17 protein-coding genes and 2 pseudogenes are annotated in these 15,811 nt (G+C 72.0%); 11 read left to right on the top strand and 8 right to left on the bottom strand.

Features of this window, described 5'->3' with window-relative positions; all coding sequences use genetic code 11:
* Nucleotides 1-54: 54 nt before the first annotated feature.
* Nucleotides 55-465, bottom strand: a pseudogene (locus tag AB0F77_RS10295) (DinB family protein); the annotation flags it as partial.
* Between the two features lie 58 nt (nucleotides 466-523).
* Nucleotides 524-1,105 (bottom strand): annotated as a pseudogene (locus AB0F77_RS10290) (type 1 glutamine amidotransferase domain-containing protein); the annotation flags it as partial.
* A 194-nt stretch (nucleotides 1,106-1,299) separates the two neighbouring features.
* Here AB0F77_RS10290 and AB0F77_RS10285 point away from each other — a divergent pair.
* Both AB0F77_RS10285 and AB0F77_RS10280 read left to right on the top strand, forming a co-directional pair.
* The gene (locus AB0F77_RS10285) at nucleotides 1,300-1,875 is read left to right on the top strand and encodes a CGNR zinc finger domain-containing protein (RefSeq protein ID WP_361944528.1); all 576 of its coding nucleotides are present in this window, start codon (nucleotides 1,300-1,302) and stop codon (nucleotides 1,873-1,875) included.
* Nucleotides 1,876-2,310: 435 nt separating this feature from the next.
* Entirely contained in the window at nucleotides 2,311-2,538 is a 228-nt protein-coding gene (locus AB0F77_RS10280) for a DUF397 domain-containing protein (RefSeq protein WP_361944525.1), read from the top strand.
* 42 nt (nucleotides 2,539-2,580) lie between these two features.
* On the opposite strand, the gene AB0F77_RS10275 is transcribed toward AB0F77_RS10280, so the two are convergent.
* On the bottom strand, nucleotides 2,581-3,423 hold the full coding sequence (locus AB0F77_RS10275; RefSeq protein ID WP_361944522.1) for a helix-turn-helix transcriptional regulator: 843 nt from the start codon (nucleotides 3,421-3,423) through the stop codon (nucleotides 2,581-2,583).
* A gap of 210 nt (nucleotides 3,424-3,633) precedes the next feature.
* Between AB0F77_RS10275 and AB0F77_RS10270 the strand changes: the two genes are divergently transcribed.
* Nucleotides 3,634-4,656 carry an aldo/keto reductase gene (locus tag AB0F77_RS10270; protein ID WP_361945106.1) on the top strand — a complete coding sequence of 341 codons (1,023 nt, stop codon included), beginning with the start codon at nucleotides 3,634-3,636 and terminating at the stop codon, nucleotides 4,654-4,656.
* A gap of 76 nt (nucleotides 4,657-4,732) precedes the next feature.
* Complete coding sequence (locus AB0F77_RS10265; protein ID WP_361944519.1) at nucleotides 4,733-6,502, top strand: MOSC and FAD-binding oxidoreductase domain-containing protein; 1,770 nt, start codon at nucleotides 4,733-4,735, stop codon at nucleotides 6,500-6,502.
* Nucleotides 6,503-6,539: 37 nt separating this feature from the next.
* Here AB0F77_RS10265 and AB0F77_RS10260 read toward each other — a convergent pair whose 3' ends face one another.
* Nucleotides 6,540-7,034, bottom strand: a complete 495-nt coding sequence (locus tag AB0F77_RS10260) for an NUDIX domain-containing protein (protein ID WP_361944516.1) — start codon at nucleotides 7,032-7,034, stop codon at nucleotides 6,540-6,542.
* 140 nt (nucleotides 7,035-7,174) lie between these two features.
* Here AB0F77_RS10260 and AB0F77_RS10255 point away from each other — a divergent pair, with 140 nt between their 5' ends.
* Both AB0F77_RS10255 and AB0F77_RS10250 read left to right on the top strand, forming a co-directional pair.
* Entirely contained in the window at nucleotides 7,175-8,533 is a 1,359-nt protein-coding gene (locus tag AB0F77_RS10255; RefSeq protein WP_361944513.1) for a rhodanese-like domain-containing protein, read from the top strand.
* Between the two features lie 74 nt (nucleotides 8,534-8,607).
* Nucleotides 8,608-9,351: a sulfite exporter TauE/SafE family protein gene (locus AB0F77_RS10250; RefSeq protein ID WP_361944510.1), complete on the top strand. Its 744-nt coding sequence runs from the start codon at nucleotides 8,608-8,610 to the stop codon at nucleotides 9,349-9,351.
* Nucleotides 9,352-9,365: 14 nt separating this feature from the next.
* On the opposite strand, the gene AB0F77_RS10245 is transcribed toward AB0F77_RS10250, so the two are convergent.
* Nucleotides 9,366-9,653, bottom strand: coding sequence for a metal-sensitive transcriptional regulator (locus AB0F77_RS10245; RefSeq protein ID WP_361944507.1), 288 nt, complete (start codon nucleotides 9,651-9,653; stop codon nucleotides 9,366-9,368).
* Nucleotides 9,654-9,751: 98 nt separating this feature from the next.
* On the opposite strand from AB0F77_RS10245, the gene AB0F77_RS10240 reads away from it, so the two are divergent.
* Nucleotides 9,752-10,333, top strand: coding sequence for a rhodanese-like domain-containing protein (locus tag AB0F77_RS10240; protein ID WP_361944504.1), 582 nt, complete (start codon nucleotides 9,752-9,754; stop codon nucleotides 10,331-10,333).
* A 71-nt stretch (nucleotides 10,334-10,404) separates the two neighbouring features.
* On the opposite strand, the gene AB0F77_RS10235 is transcribed toward AB0F77_RS10240, so the two are convergent.
* The 3 genes from AB0F77_RS10235 to AB0F77_RS10225 all read right to left on the bottom strand — a co-directional run bounded on the left by AB0F77_RS10235 (nucleotide 10,405) and on the right by AB0F77_RS10225 (nucleotide 11,957).
* Complete coding sequence (locus AB0F77_RS10235) at nucleotides 10,405-11,154, bottom strand: SDR family oxidoreductase (protein ID WP_361944501.1); 750 nt, start codon at nucleotides 11,152-11,154, stop codon at nucleotides 10,405-10,407.
* 136 nt (nucleotides 11,155-11,290) lie between these two features.
* Nucleotides 11,291-11,734 (bottom strand): hypothetical protein, encoded by a 444-nt coding sequence (locus AB0F77_RS10230; protein ID WP_361944498.1) that lies wholly within the window; start codon nucleotides 11,732-11,734, stop codon nucleotides 11,291-11,293.
* Nucleotides 11,652-11,957 (bottom strand): hypothetical protein, encoded by a 306-nt coding sequence (locus AB0F77_RS10225; protein WP_361944495.1) that lies wholly within the window; start codon nucleotides 11,955-11,957, stop codon nucleotides 11,652-11,654. The genes AB0F77_RS10230 and AB0F77_RS10225 overlap by 83 nt, the downstream gene beginning before the upstream one ends.
* Before the next feature lie 331 nt (nucleotides 11,958-12,288).
* On the opposite strand from AB0F77_RS10225, the gene AB0F77_RS10220 reads away from it, so the two are divergent.
* Genes AB0F77_RS10220 through AB0F77_RS10205 form a run of 4 tightly spaced genes read left to right on the top strand, consistent with a single transcriptional unit; the run spans nucleotide 12,289 to nucleotide 15,808 of the window.
* Nucleotides 12,289-12,822 carry an EF-hand domain-containing protein gene (locus AB0F77_RS10220; protein ID WP_361944492.1) on the top strand — a complete coding sequence of 178 codons (534 nt, stop codon included), beginning with the start codon at nucleotides 12,289-12,291 and terminating at the stop codon, nucleotides 12,820-12,822.
* Between the two features lie 18 nt (nucleotides 12,823-12,840).
* Nucleotides 12,841-14,145: an isocitrate/isopropylmalate family dehydrogenase gene (locus tag AB0F77_RS10215; protein WP_361944489.1), complete on the top strand. Its 1,305-nt coding sequence runs from the start codon at nucleotides 12,841-12,843 to the stop codon at nucleotides 14,143-14,145.
* The gene (locus AB0F77_RS10210) at nucleotides 14,142-14,825 is read left to right on the top strand and encodes an isochorismatase family cysteine hydrolase (RefSeq protein ID WP_361944486.1); all 684 of its coding nucleotides are present in this window, start codon (nucleotides 14,142-14,144) and stop codon (nucleotides 14,823-14,825) included. The genes AB0F77_RS10215 and AB0F77_RS10210 overlap by 4 nt, the downstream gene beginning before the upstream one ends.
* Complete coding sequence (locus AB0F77_RS10205; RefSeq protein WP_361944483.1) at nucleotides 14,822-15,808, top strand: SAM-dependent methyltransferase; 987 nt, start codon at nucleotides 14,822-14,824, stop codon at nucleotides 15,806-15,808. The genes AB0F77_RS10210 and AB0F77_RS10205 overlap by 4 nt, the downstream gene beginning before the upstream one ends.
* The last annotated feature ends 3 nt before the right edge of the window (nucleotides 15,809-15,811 follow it).

The following is a 15,811-nucleotide window of genomic DNA, read 5'->3' as shown; positions in this document are numbered from 1 at the left end:
CGTCCCCGGAGGACGAGCACATGCTCGAACAGTTGCCGCGCGGCGACTGCGGCCTCAGGCGCCCACGGTTCCGTCGACGCCCTCACGCAGAAAGTCCGCGTGCCCGTTGTGGCGGCCGTACTCCAGGAGTACGTGCACCATCACCATCCGGAGCGACACCTCCTCCTCCCACCGCGGCTGGTACCCGGCCCGGTCCAGGGACTCGGCCTCCCGCTCGATACGGCGCGAGTTCGCCACCTCGGCCTCCCAGGCGGCGAACGCCTCGTCCCTGGTCGACGCGCTCGCGTCGTAGGCCGCCTGGAAGTCGATCTTCTCGGACCAGACCATGGGAGCGTCGACGTCCTCGAACACCCGGCGGAACCAGGCACGCTCCACCTCCGCCATGTGCCGCACCAGACCGAGCAGCGAAAGCGTGGACGGCGGCATCGACCGCTGCCGCAGTTCCTCGTCGGTGAGCCCTTCGCACGAGGTTGCCGTCGACGACCACGTGCGAGGACCAGGCGGCACCCGGCTCGAAGATCGCCCCGGCCTGCTCGAGGCGCGTGCCGAGCAGCCAGGGCGCGTTGGCCGCCAGGCCGGTCTGCGTCTCCTCCTCGTCGGTGAACGAGGTCATGCGGCGACCCTTGAACAGCCACTGGCCCTCGGTGTCACCGGCGGCCAGGAAGGCGGCCTGACCGTGACAGAGCGAGGCCACGACCTTGGACGAGTCCGGCAGCAGGGCCTGGAGCACGCGGGCCACGTCCTCGTTGACCGCCAGGTCCTGCATCGGGCCGTGGCCGCCGGGGATGAACACGCCGTCGAAATCGGCGGGGTCGACGTCCTCGAGCCGCTGCGGCGAGGCGAGCAGTTCCCGCTCCTTCTCCAGGTACGACCGCAGCTCGGCGGCCTTCTCCTCGTCCCCGCCGTTGGCCTGCGCGCTCAGGCTGAGCTCGTCCACCACGGCCGGACGCCCGCCGGGGGTGACCACGGTCAGCTCCACGCCGGCCGCGGTGAACGCCTTGTGCGGCTCCACGAACTCCTCGCTCCAGAAGCCGGTGGGACGCTGCGAGCCGTCCTTCTGGGTCCATTTCGTCGCCCCGGTGAGGATGACAAGAAGTGACGACATGACTACCTCCAGATGAAAACGCGTGCCCATGGAGCGGTCCGTGCGGGCCTCGGCATCGCGACAGAATGGACCGTAACACGTTAGCCAGTGACGCATGACAACGCTGAGGCTGATCAGTCATTGTCTAGTTGGATACGCCCATGACGTACAGCGGTGGATGCCGTAGGATGACCGTCCGGGAGAGAGGTGTGACCATGACGCAGGCCACGGCGGAGAAGTGCCCGCCTTCCGTGTGTACGAGTTCCGACCTGCTCCTCGGATTCGTCAACACCGGGCCCCTCGGAGGCAGGGCGGACCGTCTGACGGGGCCGGAGGACCTGTCCGCGTGGCTGAGCCTCAACGGTCTCGTCGACGCCGGCTCCACGGTGACCGGCGCGGACGCGCTGGCCGCCCGCGAACTGCGGGACGCCCTGGTGACGGTCTTCCGGGCGCATTCCGGGTGCGAGGACGGCGAGACGGCGCTGCCCGAGGCCGAGGAGTACCTCCGGCAGATCGCCCGGCGCTACCCTCTCGCGCCCCACCTCAGCGCCGAGGGATGCCGGCTGGTTCCGGCCCAGGACGGGGTGCTCGGCGGCTTCGGCTCGCTCTTCGCCGCCGCGGCCGACCTGGCCGCGCGGGGTGGCTGGGCCCGGCTGAAGATGTGCAAGGAGCCGTCGTGCTACACCGGCTTCTTCGACAAGACCCGGAACTCGTCGGGCCTGTACTGCAGCACCGCGTGCAGCACCCGCATGGCGGCCCGCGCGTACCGCAGCCGCGCCAAGAGCGCGTAGGGCCGTCCGCCGGGGTCGGCGGTCGGCGGTCGGCGGTCGGCGGTCGGCGGTCGGCGGTCGGCGGTCGGCGGTCGGCGGTCGGCGGTGCAACGGCCCAACTGCTCGGCGGGTGTGGGGGTTTCGTATGTGAAACGGACCCTACGGATGCCCCCGGGTGGCCTGTGCCTGTGGGGATTCTCATGACAGACTGCTCGGCGACCGGGCGCCCGAGGAGGCGTGAGACGTGAGCGCACCACGGTCTGCCCCGACCGCTCTTCGGATGGTCCTGGGCAGACGGCCGCAGCACCCGCGGCGGGCCGAGAGAGCTCCGTCCTCCCCGTTCCCGACTGCGCGGCGCCCGCCGTTACGGGGCTCCTGAGGGCCGAGGACCGCACACGCGTCGTCCGCCCCCGAACCGCCCCTGTCTGCACCCCTGATCGAGGAGAGAGAACGTTGATGTACGCCTTGAACGCCGCCAAGGAACTGGGGGCCGACGGATGGTACAAGCCGTGGGGCGGAAGCAGCAACGGACACTGTGTCGAAGTGAAGCAGCTCGACCGCGGCAACGTGGCGATCAGGCACTCGGCGGACCCCGACGGCCCGGCCCTCGTCTACCCCTCCTCGGCGATCGCCGAGTTCGTCGACGCGGCCAAGGAGGGAAAGGCCGACTTCCTGATCCCCTGAACGCGGCCCCGCCACCGCTGAACTCCCCTCCGTCGCGCGGAGTCAGCCGTGGGCCAGGTCCTGGAGGCCGACCACGCGCAGCAGTTGGAGCCGCTCGTAGGACTCGCTGCCCGGGCGGGCGGTGTAGACGATCAGTCGCTGGTCGTGCTCCGGGCTCAGCAGCACCTCGCAGTCCAGCTCCAGCAGTCCGACGACCGGATGCGCGAAGCGCTTGACGTCACCGCGGCGCACGGCGACGTCGTGGGCGTCCCACAGTGCCGAGAACTCCTCGCTGCGGGCGCGGAGTCGGCGGACCAGTTCGGCCAGCCGGGCGTCGTCAGGGCGGCGCCCGAGTGTGGCGCGCAGATCCGCCACCGCCACTCGGGCGGCCCGGTCCCGCTCCTCGGGCGGGAAGAGTTCCCGCGCGGACGGGTCCGTGAAGTAGCGCCAGGTGATGTTGTGTTCCGCCTCGGGACGGGCGGACGCGTCGCCGTGGAGCGCCTTGGCCATCGCGTTCTGCGCGAGGATGTCACCCCGGTCGCTCACCACCTGGGCGGGGGTGTCGGTCAGCCGGTCGAGGACGAGGAGCAGGCCGGGGCGGACGTGTTCCGTGGCCGGGTGATGGCGCGGGGGCTCCTCGCCGGCCAGGTGGAAGAGGTGGTCCCGCTCGTCGACGGTCAGCCGCAGCGCGCGGGCGACGGCGCCGAGCATCTGGCGGGACGGGCGTGAACCCCTGGCCTGTTCCAGGCGGGTGTAGTGGTCGGTGGACATCCCGGCCAACTGCGCCACCTCCTCGCGGCGCAGTCCCGGGGTACGGCGCCGCGCGCCCTGCGCGAGTCCCACGTCGGCGGGGCCGAGCCGGGTACGGCAGCGACGCAGGAAGTCGGCCAGTTCGGTTCTGTCCACGCCCCCACCATGTCCCGGAACGCCGGATACAGCCAGGGACTGCCCGTCCCCGGATGAGGACGTCTCTCCCGCCGAGGTCCGCGGCGCCCCACGCTGGAGGCCGACGGGGACGGCTCGGCGGATCACTGCGCACCGCGCACCGCGCTCCTCGATTCGATCCGGAAGTCCCCGTTCGCTCCAGAAGTCTCCGTGAAGGAAGGCATGGTTCGCATGCAGTACCGCACGCTCGGCCGGACCGGCATCAAGGTCAGCCCCTATGCGCTCGGCGCCTTGATGTTCGCCACGTCCGTCGGCAACCCCGACCCCGACGACTCGGCCCGCATCATCCACAAGGCGCTGGACGCGGGAATCAACCTCGTCGACACCGCCGACTCCTACGGCGACTCGGAGGAGATCGTCAGCAGGGCGCTCAAGGGGCGGCGGGACGACGTCGTCCTCGCGACCAAGGTGGGCCGCCCGATGGGCGACGACCCCAATCAGCAGGGCGCGTCACGGCGCTGGATCATGACCGCGGTCGAGAACTCCCTGCGCCGCCTGCGGACCGACCACATCGACCTCTACCAGATCCACCGGCCGGACCCCTCCACGGACGTCGAGGAAACGCTCTCCGCGCTCTCCGACCTGATCCGCAGCGGAAAGGTCCGGGCGATCGGGACGTCCGCCATGCCGGTGTCCGACATCGTCGAGGCCCAGTGGGTCGCCGAGCGGCGCGGTCTGGAGCGGTTCCACACCGAGCAGCCGCCGTACTCGCTGCTCAACCGCGGCATCGAACGCGAGGTGCTGCCGGTCGTACAGCGCTTCGGGATGGCCACGCTGGTGTGGGGCCCGCTCGGGCAGGGGCTGCTCACGGGGCGCGTCCGCAAGGACCGGCCGAACGAACTCCGCCGCGCCCGGTTCTCCCGGCACCTCAACGACGAGCGCCGTCACGACGTCGTCGAGCGATTCATCTCGCTCGCCGGGGAGGCGGGCCTGCCGCTGACCCACCTCGCCATGGCGTTCACGATCGCCCATCCCGGTGTGACCAGCGCGCTCCTCGGGCCGCGCACCATGAGCCACCTCGACGACCTCCTCGCCGGTGTCGACGTGGTGCTCGACGACGACCTCCTCGACCGGATCGACGAGATCGTCCCGCCCGGCACCGACGTCGGCACGCTCGACCAGGCGTTCGTGCCCCCGGCCCTCCGGCACCCGGGCCTGCGCCGCCGACCGGTGGACGAACGGGCCGCGGCCTGACGGCCGGCGGGTCGCCGGACGGGGAGGGCGGACCTAGGTTGGGGAGGGCACAGTCGTCGAGGGCGAGGTGAGAGACGTGGCCAGGCTCGTCTCCGTGAATGTCGGACTGCCCAAGGATGTGTCGTGGCGGGGCCGCACCGTGTACACCGGTGTCTGGAAGTCGCCGGTCAGCGGACCGCGCCTGGTCAGACGGCTGAACATCGACGGCGACGGCCAGGGCGACCTCGCGGGCCACGGCGGCGAGATGCGGGCCGTTCTGGTCTACCAGGTCGACTCCTACCGGTACTGGGAGAAGGAGCTCGGCCGCGACGACTTCGTCCACGGGCAGTTCGGCGAGAACTTCACGGTGGAGGGACTGGCCGACGACGAGGTCTGCGTCGGCGACCGCTACCGGATCGGGGACGCGGTCTTCGAGGTGTCGCAGCCCCGGGTGACCTGCTACCGCGTCGGCATGCGCATGGACGAGCCCCGGATGCCCGCGCTGCTCGTGGCGCACCGGCGGCCGGGCTTCTACCTCCGGGTGATCACCGAGGGGGAGGTCGAGGCGGGGCAGGAGATCGTGAAGGTCGCGTCGGGTCCGGGCGGGATGACCGTCGCCGAGGTCGACGGCCTGCTCTACCTGCCCGGTCACGCACGGGAGCGGCTGCGGCAGGCGCTGCGGATCGAGGCGCTGAGTCCGGGCTGGCAGGAGTCCTTCCGCGCGCTGCTCGCCCAGCCCGAGGACGGTGAGGCGGGGACGGCGGGGAACGCGGGTCTGACCGCCGCGGCGGCGGTTCCTCCGCCGGCCTGGCCGGGGTTCCGGCCGCTGTCCGTCGCGCAGATCACGCGGGAGAGCCGGGGCGTCGTGTCACTGTGGCTGACGTCGGCCGACGGGGCGCCGCTGCCCGCCGCGGCGCCCGGCCAGTATCTGACCGTACGGCTCGACGGGAACGGCGACGGGCCCGCACTGGTGCGCAGCTACTCGTTGTCGGGGCGGCCGGGCGGGGAGCGGTACCGGATCAGCGTCAAGCAGGAGCCGCACGGTGCGGCGAGCACCCGGCTGCACACCCGCGTCCGCGTCGGTGACCGGTTGATGGCGGCCGCTCCACGCGGCACCTTCGTGCTCGGCGCCGGGCAGCAGCCCGTCGTGCTGGCCTCCGCCGGTGTGGGCGCCACCCCGGTCATGGCGATGCTGCACGCCCTGACCGACGTGTCCCCCGGCCGGGAGGTCTGGTGGCTGCACGGGGCCCGTGACGGCGCGGACCACGCCTTCGCCCGGGAGAGCCGGGAGTTGCTGGCCGCGCTGCCGCACAGTCACACGCTGGTCTGTTACAGCCGGCCGCGTCCGGAGGACCGGCCGGGTGTCGACTACACCCGGCCTGGGCGGCTCGGTGCCGAGACGCTGTCGGGGGCGGGTCTGCCCGCCGACGCGCAGGCGTATCTGTGCGGGCCCGCGGCGTTCATGACCGGTGTGACCGAGGCCCTCGTGGCCCTCGGGGTGTCCCCGCGGGCCGTCCACACCGAGATCTTCGGCGCGGGGCCGGCGATCACGCCGGGGATCGCCGCGGCGGCGGCGAGTCCGCCGCATCCGCCGGCGGGCCCGCCCGGGACCGGGCCCGCCGTCACCTTCGCCCGCGACGGGCTGACCGTGCCGTGGAAGGACGAGTACGGCACGCTCCTGGAACTCGCCGAGGCATGCGACGTGCCGGCCCGCTGGTCGTGCCGGACGGGGGTGTGCCACACCTGCGAGACGGGACTGCTCTCCGGCGGCGTCAGCTACTCCCCGGAGCCGGTCGAACCGCCCGCCGACGCCAGTGCCCTGATCTGCTGCGCACGGCCCCAGCAGGACGTCGTACTCGACCTGTAGACCGTGCAGGCCATGTCACCGGCCGTTGCGGGCCATGTCACAGGCCGAGCAGCACCGGCTCGGCGGGAGCGCCACCGGTGATCAGCCGTTCCAGCGGGGTGGCGAGGTCCCGGGGTGAGAACAGGTCCGAGCCGCGGTACGCGGCGATCTCCCACCACGGCCACCATCTGACCGCGCTGATGTGCTCGGCGGCCAGTTGGTCGGCCGACAGCGCGCCACGAGGGGTGAACGACGGGGTGCGGACGAGGAAGTAGTCGTTGACCACGCCGTCGTGCCCCGGACTGTGCCCGGGGGCGACGACCTCCTGATGCCACACGTGGGGCGGATCCTCGTCGAGGACCAGGCCCACCTCCTCGTGGAGCTCGCGACGCAACGCGGCCAGCGGCGTCTCGTCCCCTTCGAGACCGCCGCCCGGGGTGGCCCAGACGACTCTCGGGACCGGGTCGGGCAAGGCGAATCGGCACAGCAGCACACGGTCGTCCTCGTCCAGCACGACGGCGCGGGCCGCGTGGCGCAGGTTCAGTGGGGGCATCCGCGCACCTTACCGATCTCCGATCATCGGGCTCCGTATGTGCTCCCCCCGCTCCCCTCCGGTCGGTCAAATACCCCCGGGGGTACCCGTGCTACGCTGACGAACATACCCCGGGGGGTAATTTCGAGAAGGGGCGTCCCATGTTCTTCATCGACACCATCGAGCTCAAAGGTCTCGGCAACCGCTCCTACCTGGCCGGTGGGCGGCGGGCGGCCGTGGCGGTGGACCCGCCGCGCGACATCGACCAGGTGCTGGCCGTGGCCGCCCGGCGCGGGGTGCGGATCACACACGTGGTCGAGACCCACATCCACAACGACTACGTCACCGGCGGCCTGGAGCTGGCCCGGACGGCCGGCGCCGCCTACCTGGTCCCGGCCGGTGCGCGCGTGTCGTTCGCGCGCACCGCGGTCGCCGACGGGGACACCGTGACCGTCGACGCCGATATCGAACTGCGGGCCGTCGCGACCCCGGGTCATACGCCGCACCACACCTCCTACGTGCTCCAGGACGCGGGACGGCCGGTGGCCGCGTTCACCGGCGGGTCGCTGCTGATCGGCACGGTGGGGCGTCCGGACCTGGTCGAGCCCCGGCTGACCGAGCGGCTGGCCCGCGCCCAGCACACCTCCGTACACCGGCTGGCGGCCCAACTGCCGGACGAGACCGCGGTGTTGCCCACGCACGGTTTCGGCAGCTTCTGCTCCTCCGCGCAGGCCGAGGGGGACGCCACGACGATCGGCGGGGAGAAGTCGGCCAACGCGGCGTTCACCACGGACGTGGACACCTTCGTCGCCCGGCTGCTGGCCGGCCTCGACGACGTGCCCGCGTACTACGCGCACATGGGACCGGCCAACTCCGGCGGGCCCGTCCCGGTCGACCTCACTCCCCCGGCCGCGGCGGACGCCGAGGAGATCGCGGCGCGGCTGGCGGCCGGCGAGTGGGTGGTGGACCTGCGCGGTCGCGTGGCGTTCGCCGAGGGACATGTCGCCGGGTCGTTCAACTTCGAGGCCGACGGCAAGATCGCCACGTATCTGGCCTGGATGATCCCGTGGGGCAAGCCGGTCACGCTGCTCGCCGAGTCGCCCGAGCAACTGGCCGACGCCCAGCGGGAACTCGTCAGGGTCGGCGTCGACCGGCCCGCGGCCGCCGCGACGGGCGCGCCGGAGGAATGGGCGGCCGACGGCCTCCCCCTCTCCTCCTTCCCCCGTACGACCTTCGCCGGCCTGGCCGAACACGGCACGGAGGGCATCGTCGTCCTGGACGTCCGACGCGACTCCGAGCGGGCGGGCGGACACATCGAGGGCTCGGCGCACATTCCGGTCCACGAACTGCACAAGCGCCTGTCCGAGGTGCCGGACGGCACGGTGTGGGTGCACTGCGCCGGCGGTATGCGCGCGGCGATCGCCGCCTCACTGCTCGACGCCGCGGGCCGCGACGTGGTGGCGGTCGACGACGGATTCGACGCCGCCGCCGAGGCCGGACTGACCCTGGTGACCGGCTGAAACCGCCGTGACCGCACCCTGTTCCGCCCCCGTTCCCGCACCCGTTTCCGACTTCCCGAAAGGTTCTCGACGGCATGACCGCTCTGCTGCTCGCGCTCGTCGCGGGTGCCGTCGTCGGCCTGGCCCTGGGGGGTCTGGGCGGTGGCGGCAGCGTCCTGGCCGTTCCCGCGCTGATCTATCTGCTGGGCTTCACTCCGGCGCAGGCGACCACCGCGAGCCTGGTCATCGTCACCCTGACGTCGGTCACGGCGCTCGTCGGACATGCCGGGGACGGCAACGTGGTGTGGCGGACGGGGCTGCTCTTCGCGGCGGCGGGCATCGTGCCCGCGATCGTCGCCGGGGCTGCGGCCGGCCATCTGCCCCAGACCGCGCTGGTCGTCGCCTTCGCCGTCGTCGCGGCGTCCGCCGCCGTACGCATGCTGCGGCCCTCGCGCGCCGAATCGCACGGCCGGGTGAGCCCCGGCCGGGCCGGCGCCTCCGGTGCCGGACTCGGCGCGGTGACCGGGTTCCTGGGCGTGGGCGGCGGATTCCTCGCGGTTCCGGCCCTGGTGAGCGTGGTGCGTCTGCCGATGCGGCGGGCCGTCGGCACCAGTCTGCTGGTCATCACGATCAACTCGCTGGCCGCCCTCGCGGCACGGGCCGGTGCCGGTACGCACCTGGACTGGGGTCTGGTCTGGCCGTTCACCGCCGCCGCGGTGCTGGGCGCCTGGGACGGCAAGCGCCTGGCGAAGAGGATCAGGGGAGACGCCCTCCAGCGCCTCTTCGCCCACGTCCTGCTCGCGGTGGCCGTCCTCATGCTCGTCGACGCGTTCGTCTGAACGGCGCGAAGACGTCAGGCCAGTGAGAGGAACAGCTTCTCCAGCCGGCCACGCATCCGTTCCCGGTCCTCGCCGTTCGCGCGACCGTCCTCCAGGCCCGCCAGGCACTGCTGAAGACCGGTCGCGATGATCGCGAACCCGGCACGGTCCAGGGCGCGGGAGGCGGCCGCGAGCTGGGTGACGACCTCCTCGCAGTCCCGTCCCTCCTCGATCATCCGGATCACACCGGAGATCTGCTCCTGGGCCCGGCGCAACCGGTTCAGCACAGACCGCAGTTCGGCACCCGCCGGATCAAGTTCCACGACCGCTCACCACTCCCGTCCACATCCCTCATCCATACCCCTAGGGGTATCGTACGCCCCTTGCCGGGGGCCATCGACAGACAAGGACGACACCTGCCATGACCGCTCCCACCGCCCTCGATCCCCAGCAGGCCCGCGCCCGGCTCGACGAGCTGACCGTCATCGACGTCCGCACGCCAGGCGAGTACGCCGGCGGGCACGTCCCCGGTGCCCTCAACATCCCGCTCGACCACCTCGAACGCGCCCTGCCCGACATCCGCGACGCCGCGGAGCGGGGCCCCGTACTCGTCGTCTGCGCCTCGGGTGCCCGGTCCGGGACCGCCTGCCGCGCCCTCGCCGCACAGGGCATACCGGCCGCCACCCTCGTCGGCGGCACCAACGCCTGGGCGGCGCAGGGCCATGCACTGGCTCGTCCCGAAGGCGACGCGGGGGCGACGGCGAGGTGGGGCATGGAGCGGCAGGTCCGGCTCACCGCCGGTTCGGTCGTCCTGCTCGGGCTGGCGCTGGGCGAGTTCGCGCACCCGGCCTTCCGGCTGATGTCCGCCGGCATCGCCGGCGGCCTGGTCCTCTCCGCCGTCACCGGCACGTGCGGCATGGCCGCGGTGCTGGCCAGGCTGCCGTACAACCGGCCACGGGGAACCGACCTGGACGCGACGCTGACGCGCCTGCGCACGAGCTGACCGCCCCCGGGTGGGACACCCGCCCGGGGTCGTGCCGGACCTCGACCCCGGTGTGCGCCGATCCGGGCCGGTCACTTCGCCTGGGCGAGCCAGAGTGCGTCGGGGCCGGCCGGGAACCGGAGCTGGCCGGTGGTGTCGTGCACGGCCCGCCACACCGTCTCGGCGACATCACTCTCCGTGGTGAACAGGTCCCGGCCCGTGACATCGCCCATGATCTTCTTCGTCCACTCCGCGTAGGGCGCCGGGACCTGCTCGTGCAGCGGGGCGCCGTTCGTCGCGTTGGCGGCGAAGTTCGTGGTCAGGCAGGCGCCCGGCTCGACCGTCTTCGCCCGCACGCCGAACGGGGCGAGTTCGAGGGCGAGGGACGCGGTGAACCCCTCGACGGCCATCTTGCTCGCCTTGTAGACGGCCGAGAGCGGCATGTGGCCCAGCACCACGCTGGAGGTCACGTTGACCACCACGCCCGAACCGCGCTCGCGGAACTGGGGCAGTACCGCCCGGGTCGTCGCCATCACGCCGAAGGTGTTGGTCTCGAACACCTCCCGTACGCGGGTCATCGGCGTGCCCTCGACCACGCCCATCGAGGGGACACCGGCGTTGTTGACCAGGGCGTCGACGGGGCCCGCGGCCTCGAACGCGGCGGTGATGCTCTCCGGGTCGGTCACATCGAGCCGGACGATACGCAGCCGGTCCGACTCGGGGAGGAGTTCCGGGCGCGGGGTGCGCATCGTGGCGATGACGTTCCAGCCCTGGGCGTGGAAGTGGAGGGCGGTTTCCCGCCCGTATCCGGAGGAGGTGCCGGTGATCAGGACGGTGCTCATGGTGTGGTCCTCAGGGTGTCGTGGGAACCGCGAAGAGAAGGCATTTTCCTGCCCCGCGGAAGAACCGATGACCCCATTCAACCGCCCTGACCTGCCATTAATTTAGAACTATCCTCGCCACCCCTTGCACGATCCTCTACTCCGCTCCAGAGTTCTGCGTCGACCGAGCGGAGGTGTCGGCGGCGGCCCAGCCCGCCAGGAAGGTGAGGGCCTGCGCGCTCGGCGAGTGCGGTTCCGCCGTGTAGACGAGCAGGCTCTGATCCACCGCACCCCGTACGTCGAACACCTGGAAGTCCAGGCTCAGTTCACCGGCGATCGCGTGGACGAACTCCTTGCGGCCCTGTCGTTGGGCCCGCACCCGGTGGTCCGACCACCAGCGGCGGAAGTCGGCGTCCTTCCTTTCCCTGGGGATCGGTGCCTGGGAAAGCCAGTACCAGTCACCCGGGCTCGGCGTGATCCGGAGCCCGGGCGAGGGCCGGCCGGGGCCGGCGTCCGGCTCAGGAGGCGGCGACGGCGTCGGCCATGTCGTCGGCGGCCTCGGCCGCCGCTGCGGCCTCCTCGTTCGCCGCCATGGCGACAAAGCGACGAATCGCCTCGATGGGCATGTCGAGCTCCTCCGAGGCGGAGGGCTCGCCACCGAACACCCGCACCGCCTCGGCCACGGCGACGGCCAGTTCGGATTCGGCCTTGCGGACCTTGACCTCGGCCTTGTCCACGGTGTCGACCACCGTCAGTTGACGACGTTGCTTCTCCTGGAGTCGCTGTTTGCGGGAGGGGGCGTTCTCAGAGCTCTGTACAGACATGACCAAGATCATAAGCGAGTCGGCGGGCTCACCAGAAATCGTCAACTCCCCTTATTCAACGCCTCAGTTAGAACCAATTCACACCTGCCGACCCACCGTCCCGGACCGGCCCGCCCCCACAGGTCCCCGCACGGGTCGCAGCACGCCCGGTTCCGAACTCGCAGCGATATCCAAGCACTTCCACCCTTCTGGGTAATCGTGCCGCTTCGTCGCATGTGCGCAGGCCGCACGGGCAGTCACCTTCCGGGCCGGGCACCGTCCGGCCCACGGAGCGGCAGGCGAATTCGGTGCCCCGCTCCGGGAATCGACCGCGAGAAGGGCACGAAGTCTCATGCGCGCAGAAGCCATCCAGCGGGTCGAACTCATCTTCTCCCTGCTGGACGCGAACGGGAACGGCGTCCTCGACGCCGGCGACTTCACGCTGATGAGCGACCGGGTGGTCGCCGCGGCACCGCAGTCCGACCGGGCGGCCAAGGACACGATGCGGACCGCCTTCGAGCGGTACTGGACCACGCTGGTCACCGAACTGGACGCCAACGGCGACGGGGTCATCAGCCTCGACGAGTACACCGCCTGCGTGCTGTCCCCGGAGCGCTTCGCCTCGACGATCGCCGACTTCGCCGAGGCCCTCGCCGTGCTGGGCGACCCCGACGGTGACGGGCTCATCGAACGCCCCGCCTTCACCGCGCTGATGACGGCGATCGGCTTCCACCCCGCCAACATCGACGCGCTCTTCGACGCCTTCGGACCCACGGACAACGACCGTGTCCCGGTGCGGACCTGGGCCGAGGGGATCATGGAGTACTACGCCCCCGACAAGGTCGGCATCGCGGGCGACCACCTCGTCACGGGCACGGCTGTCTGACACGGCGACGGGACGTCCATGAGCAGCACATCGCACCCCGCGAGCACAACGAGCCCCGGCCCCACCGCCGTACCCGCCCCGGAGCACACCGTCGGCCTCGCCGTGGGGCGCGGCACGGGCCCCGAGGTCGCGGCCGTCTTCGAACAAGTCCTGGGCAGGTTCGCCCAGTTGCACGACCGGCACATCAGGGTGGACCGCTCTCCGCGCACGTACCACTCCTACGTCTCCCTGCGGGACGAGGGCGGCGGCATCGAGGAGATCCGCCGGCTCACGCACGGGGACGCCGACCACTACGAGTCGTTCGTGCGCGCCCGCGCCGCCGCCGGCACCCGAGTGATCTTCCGGACGGCGATCAACGCGCAGACGCTGTACCTGGTACGCCAGCGGCTCCAGGCCGTCAAGGTGGACACCCTGGACGCCGCAGGAGCGAGGGTGCTGCTGGTCCGGGACCAGGCCCAGGGCTTCTACACCGGCGACAACGAGCACGCCCCCGGCCAGGTCCGCAGGGTCACCGAGTTCCGTCAGGACATCACCGAGGAGGTCCTCCACTACGCGCTGCGCAGGGCCCGGCGGGAGTGGCCGGGCGAGGGACCGGCCCGCATCGTCATGGCGTACAAGTTCCACCTGCTCGACGGCGCGCTCGACGTGTGGGCCACCGAGTTCGCCGCCCGCCACGGTGTCGAGGTCCAGGTCTTCCAGCCGGACACGGTGAACCGGAACCTCATCACCCACGGCCCGGCCGACCGCACGGTCCTGGTGGCGGGCAACGAGTGGGCGGACATCATGCACGTCGTCCTGCTCGACCGGTTCGGGGCCGGCCGGCAGGAGGACCACTGCACCCTCAACGTCCATCTGCACCCGGACGTGCGCGGACTCGTCGAGTACCAGACGGTGCACGGTTCGGCCGACGACCTGGAAGGCCGTGACCTGGTCAATCCCGTGGCCACCGTGCGGGCCGCCGCGGCGGTCGCCGAGCGGCACGCGGGCTGTGGCGGGGCAATCGCCGCGGCCGAGGCCGCCCTGGCACGCATCCGTGAGGCAGGTGTCCGTACTCCGGACCTGGGCGGGCGCCACTCCACCTCCGAGGTCGTGAAGGCCCTGCTCGACGCCTTGGAGCCGACGGTGGGCCCGGTGGCCCTGGAGCAGTGCGTGGACCCAGTGGCCCTGGAGCAGCCCGTGGTCCCGGCGGACCTGGAACAGCCCGTGGTCCCGGCGGACCTGGAGTCGCCCATGGACAGGGCGGACCTGGAACAGCCGGAAAGCCCGGTGCCCCACTCCGTCGTCCGCGCGCCGGTGGCCGTACCCACCTCGGGGCGGCCGTGACCTCGTACGGGAGCACGGCGCTGGTCGTCGTCGACGTCCAGAACGACTTCTGTGCCGGCCCGCTGGCTATCGCGCGCTACCCGGGCGACCCGGCCGAGTTGGCGGGGGTGGTGGCGAACACCGCGCGTGCCGTCGCGCTGGCCCGTGAGCGCGACACCGAGGTGGTGTTCGTGCGTTTTGTCGGGGACCCGGTCCACCAGCGGGCGAGTTGGCGGCGCCGGGACGCGGCGCGGGGCAGGCCGCCCAAGTGTCTGGAGGGCACGTGGGGCGCGGAGTTCCCCGCCGGGCTCGGTCCCGCGCCCGGCGAGCAGGTGTTCACGAAGCGGGCCTGCTTCGACGCGTTCCTCGCCGAGGGCTTCGAGCGTCACCTCCGGGAACGCGGTGTCGAACACCTCGCCCTGGCGGGCCTGTTCGCCGACGTCTGCGTGGACACCACGGCGCGTACCGCGTTCCAGAAGGGCTTCCACGTCACCGTCCTCCAGGACTGCACCGCGGCGCTCCACACGCCGCTCGACCAGACACTGCGCTTCATGAGCCGTGTCTACGGCGCGCGCGTCACCGGCCACGACGAGGCCGCCGTATGGACGAGGTCCGCCGAGGAACCGGACCGGCGGACGGCTGAGGACAACGGCCCAGTGGCTGTGAAGGCAGCCGTAATGAAAGGAGACAGGGCTCCATGACCGGCTCGGTGACCGGCTCCACGACCGGGACCGCTTCGGTGACCGCGGGGGTGGGCGGTGGGGTGGGGCTGACCGCGCTCATGGTCGCCGCCGCGCGGGCCATCGAGGCCGCGCGCCCGGACGCCCTGGCCAGGGACGTGTACGCGGAACACTTCGTCCGTGCGGCACCGGCCTGCGCGGACTGGCCGCTGCATCCGGACGAGGTGCCCGCGGGCGAGGCCGACCCGCTGTGGGGGCGGCTGGGCCGGTACTTCGGGCTGCGGACACGTGTCTTCGACGACTACCTGCTGAGCCGGGCCGAGGCGGGGACCCGTCAGGTGGTCGTCCTGGGTGCCGGCCTGGACACGCGCGCGTACCGACTGGCCTGGCCGCGTGGCTGCGCGGTCTTCGAGGTCGACCAGGAAGCGGTGCTGGCGTTCAAGGAACACGTGCTGCGGACGACGCCGTATCCGGGGTCTGCGGCGGGCAGCGACGCTGCCCGCACCGCCGGCGTCGGCAGGGCCACTGCTGGTACCGCTGCCGGGGCGCGCCGGATCCCTGTCGTGGCCGACCTCCGCCACGAGTGGATCCCGGCCCTGACCGCCGCGGGATTCGACCCGTCCCGCCCGACCACCTGGCTGGCCGAGGGTCTGCTCCTCTACCTCCCGTCGGCGGCGGAGCGCCTGCTGATCAACACCGTCGCCGCGCACAGCGTGCCGGGCAGTGCCCTCGCCTACGAGGCGAAGGTCACCCTCGAATCCGCCGCCGTCCGCGACTCACCCGTGTACACGGCGGCACGGCGGCGGATCGGCGTCGACCTGCCGGCCCTCTTCGACCCGGACCCGAGACCCGACTCGGCGACGGCGCTCGCGGGGCACGGCTGGCGCACATGGACGGACACGCCGTTCGACCACTCCCGTCGCCTCGGGCGCGGCCCCCTTCCGGTGCCGGACGACGCCCTGGCCGCCAACAGGTGGACGTTCGCCGAGCACGTACTCCGCTGACGT

The sequence above is a fragment of the Streptomyces sp. NPDC026672 genome (assembly GCF_040638185.1).
Classification (GTDB): Bacteria; Actinomycetota; Actinomycetes; order Streptomycetales; family Streptomycetaceae; genus Streptomyces.
The sequence above is the reverse complement of the archived record's forward strand: the minus strand, read 5'-3'. Positions and strand labels throughout refer to the sequence as shown.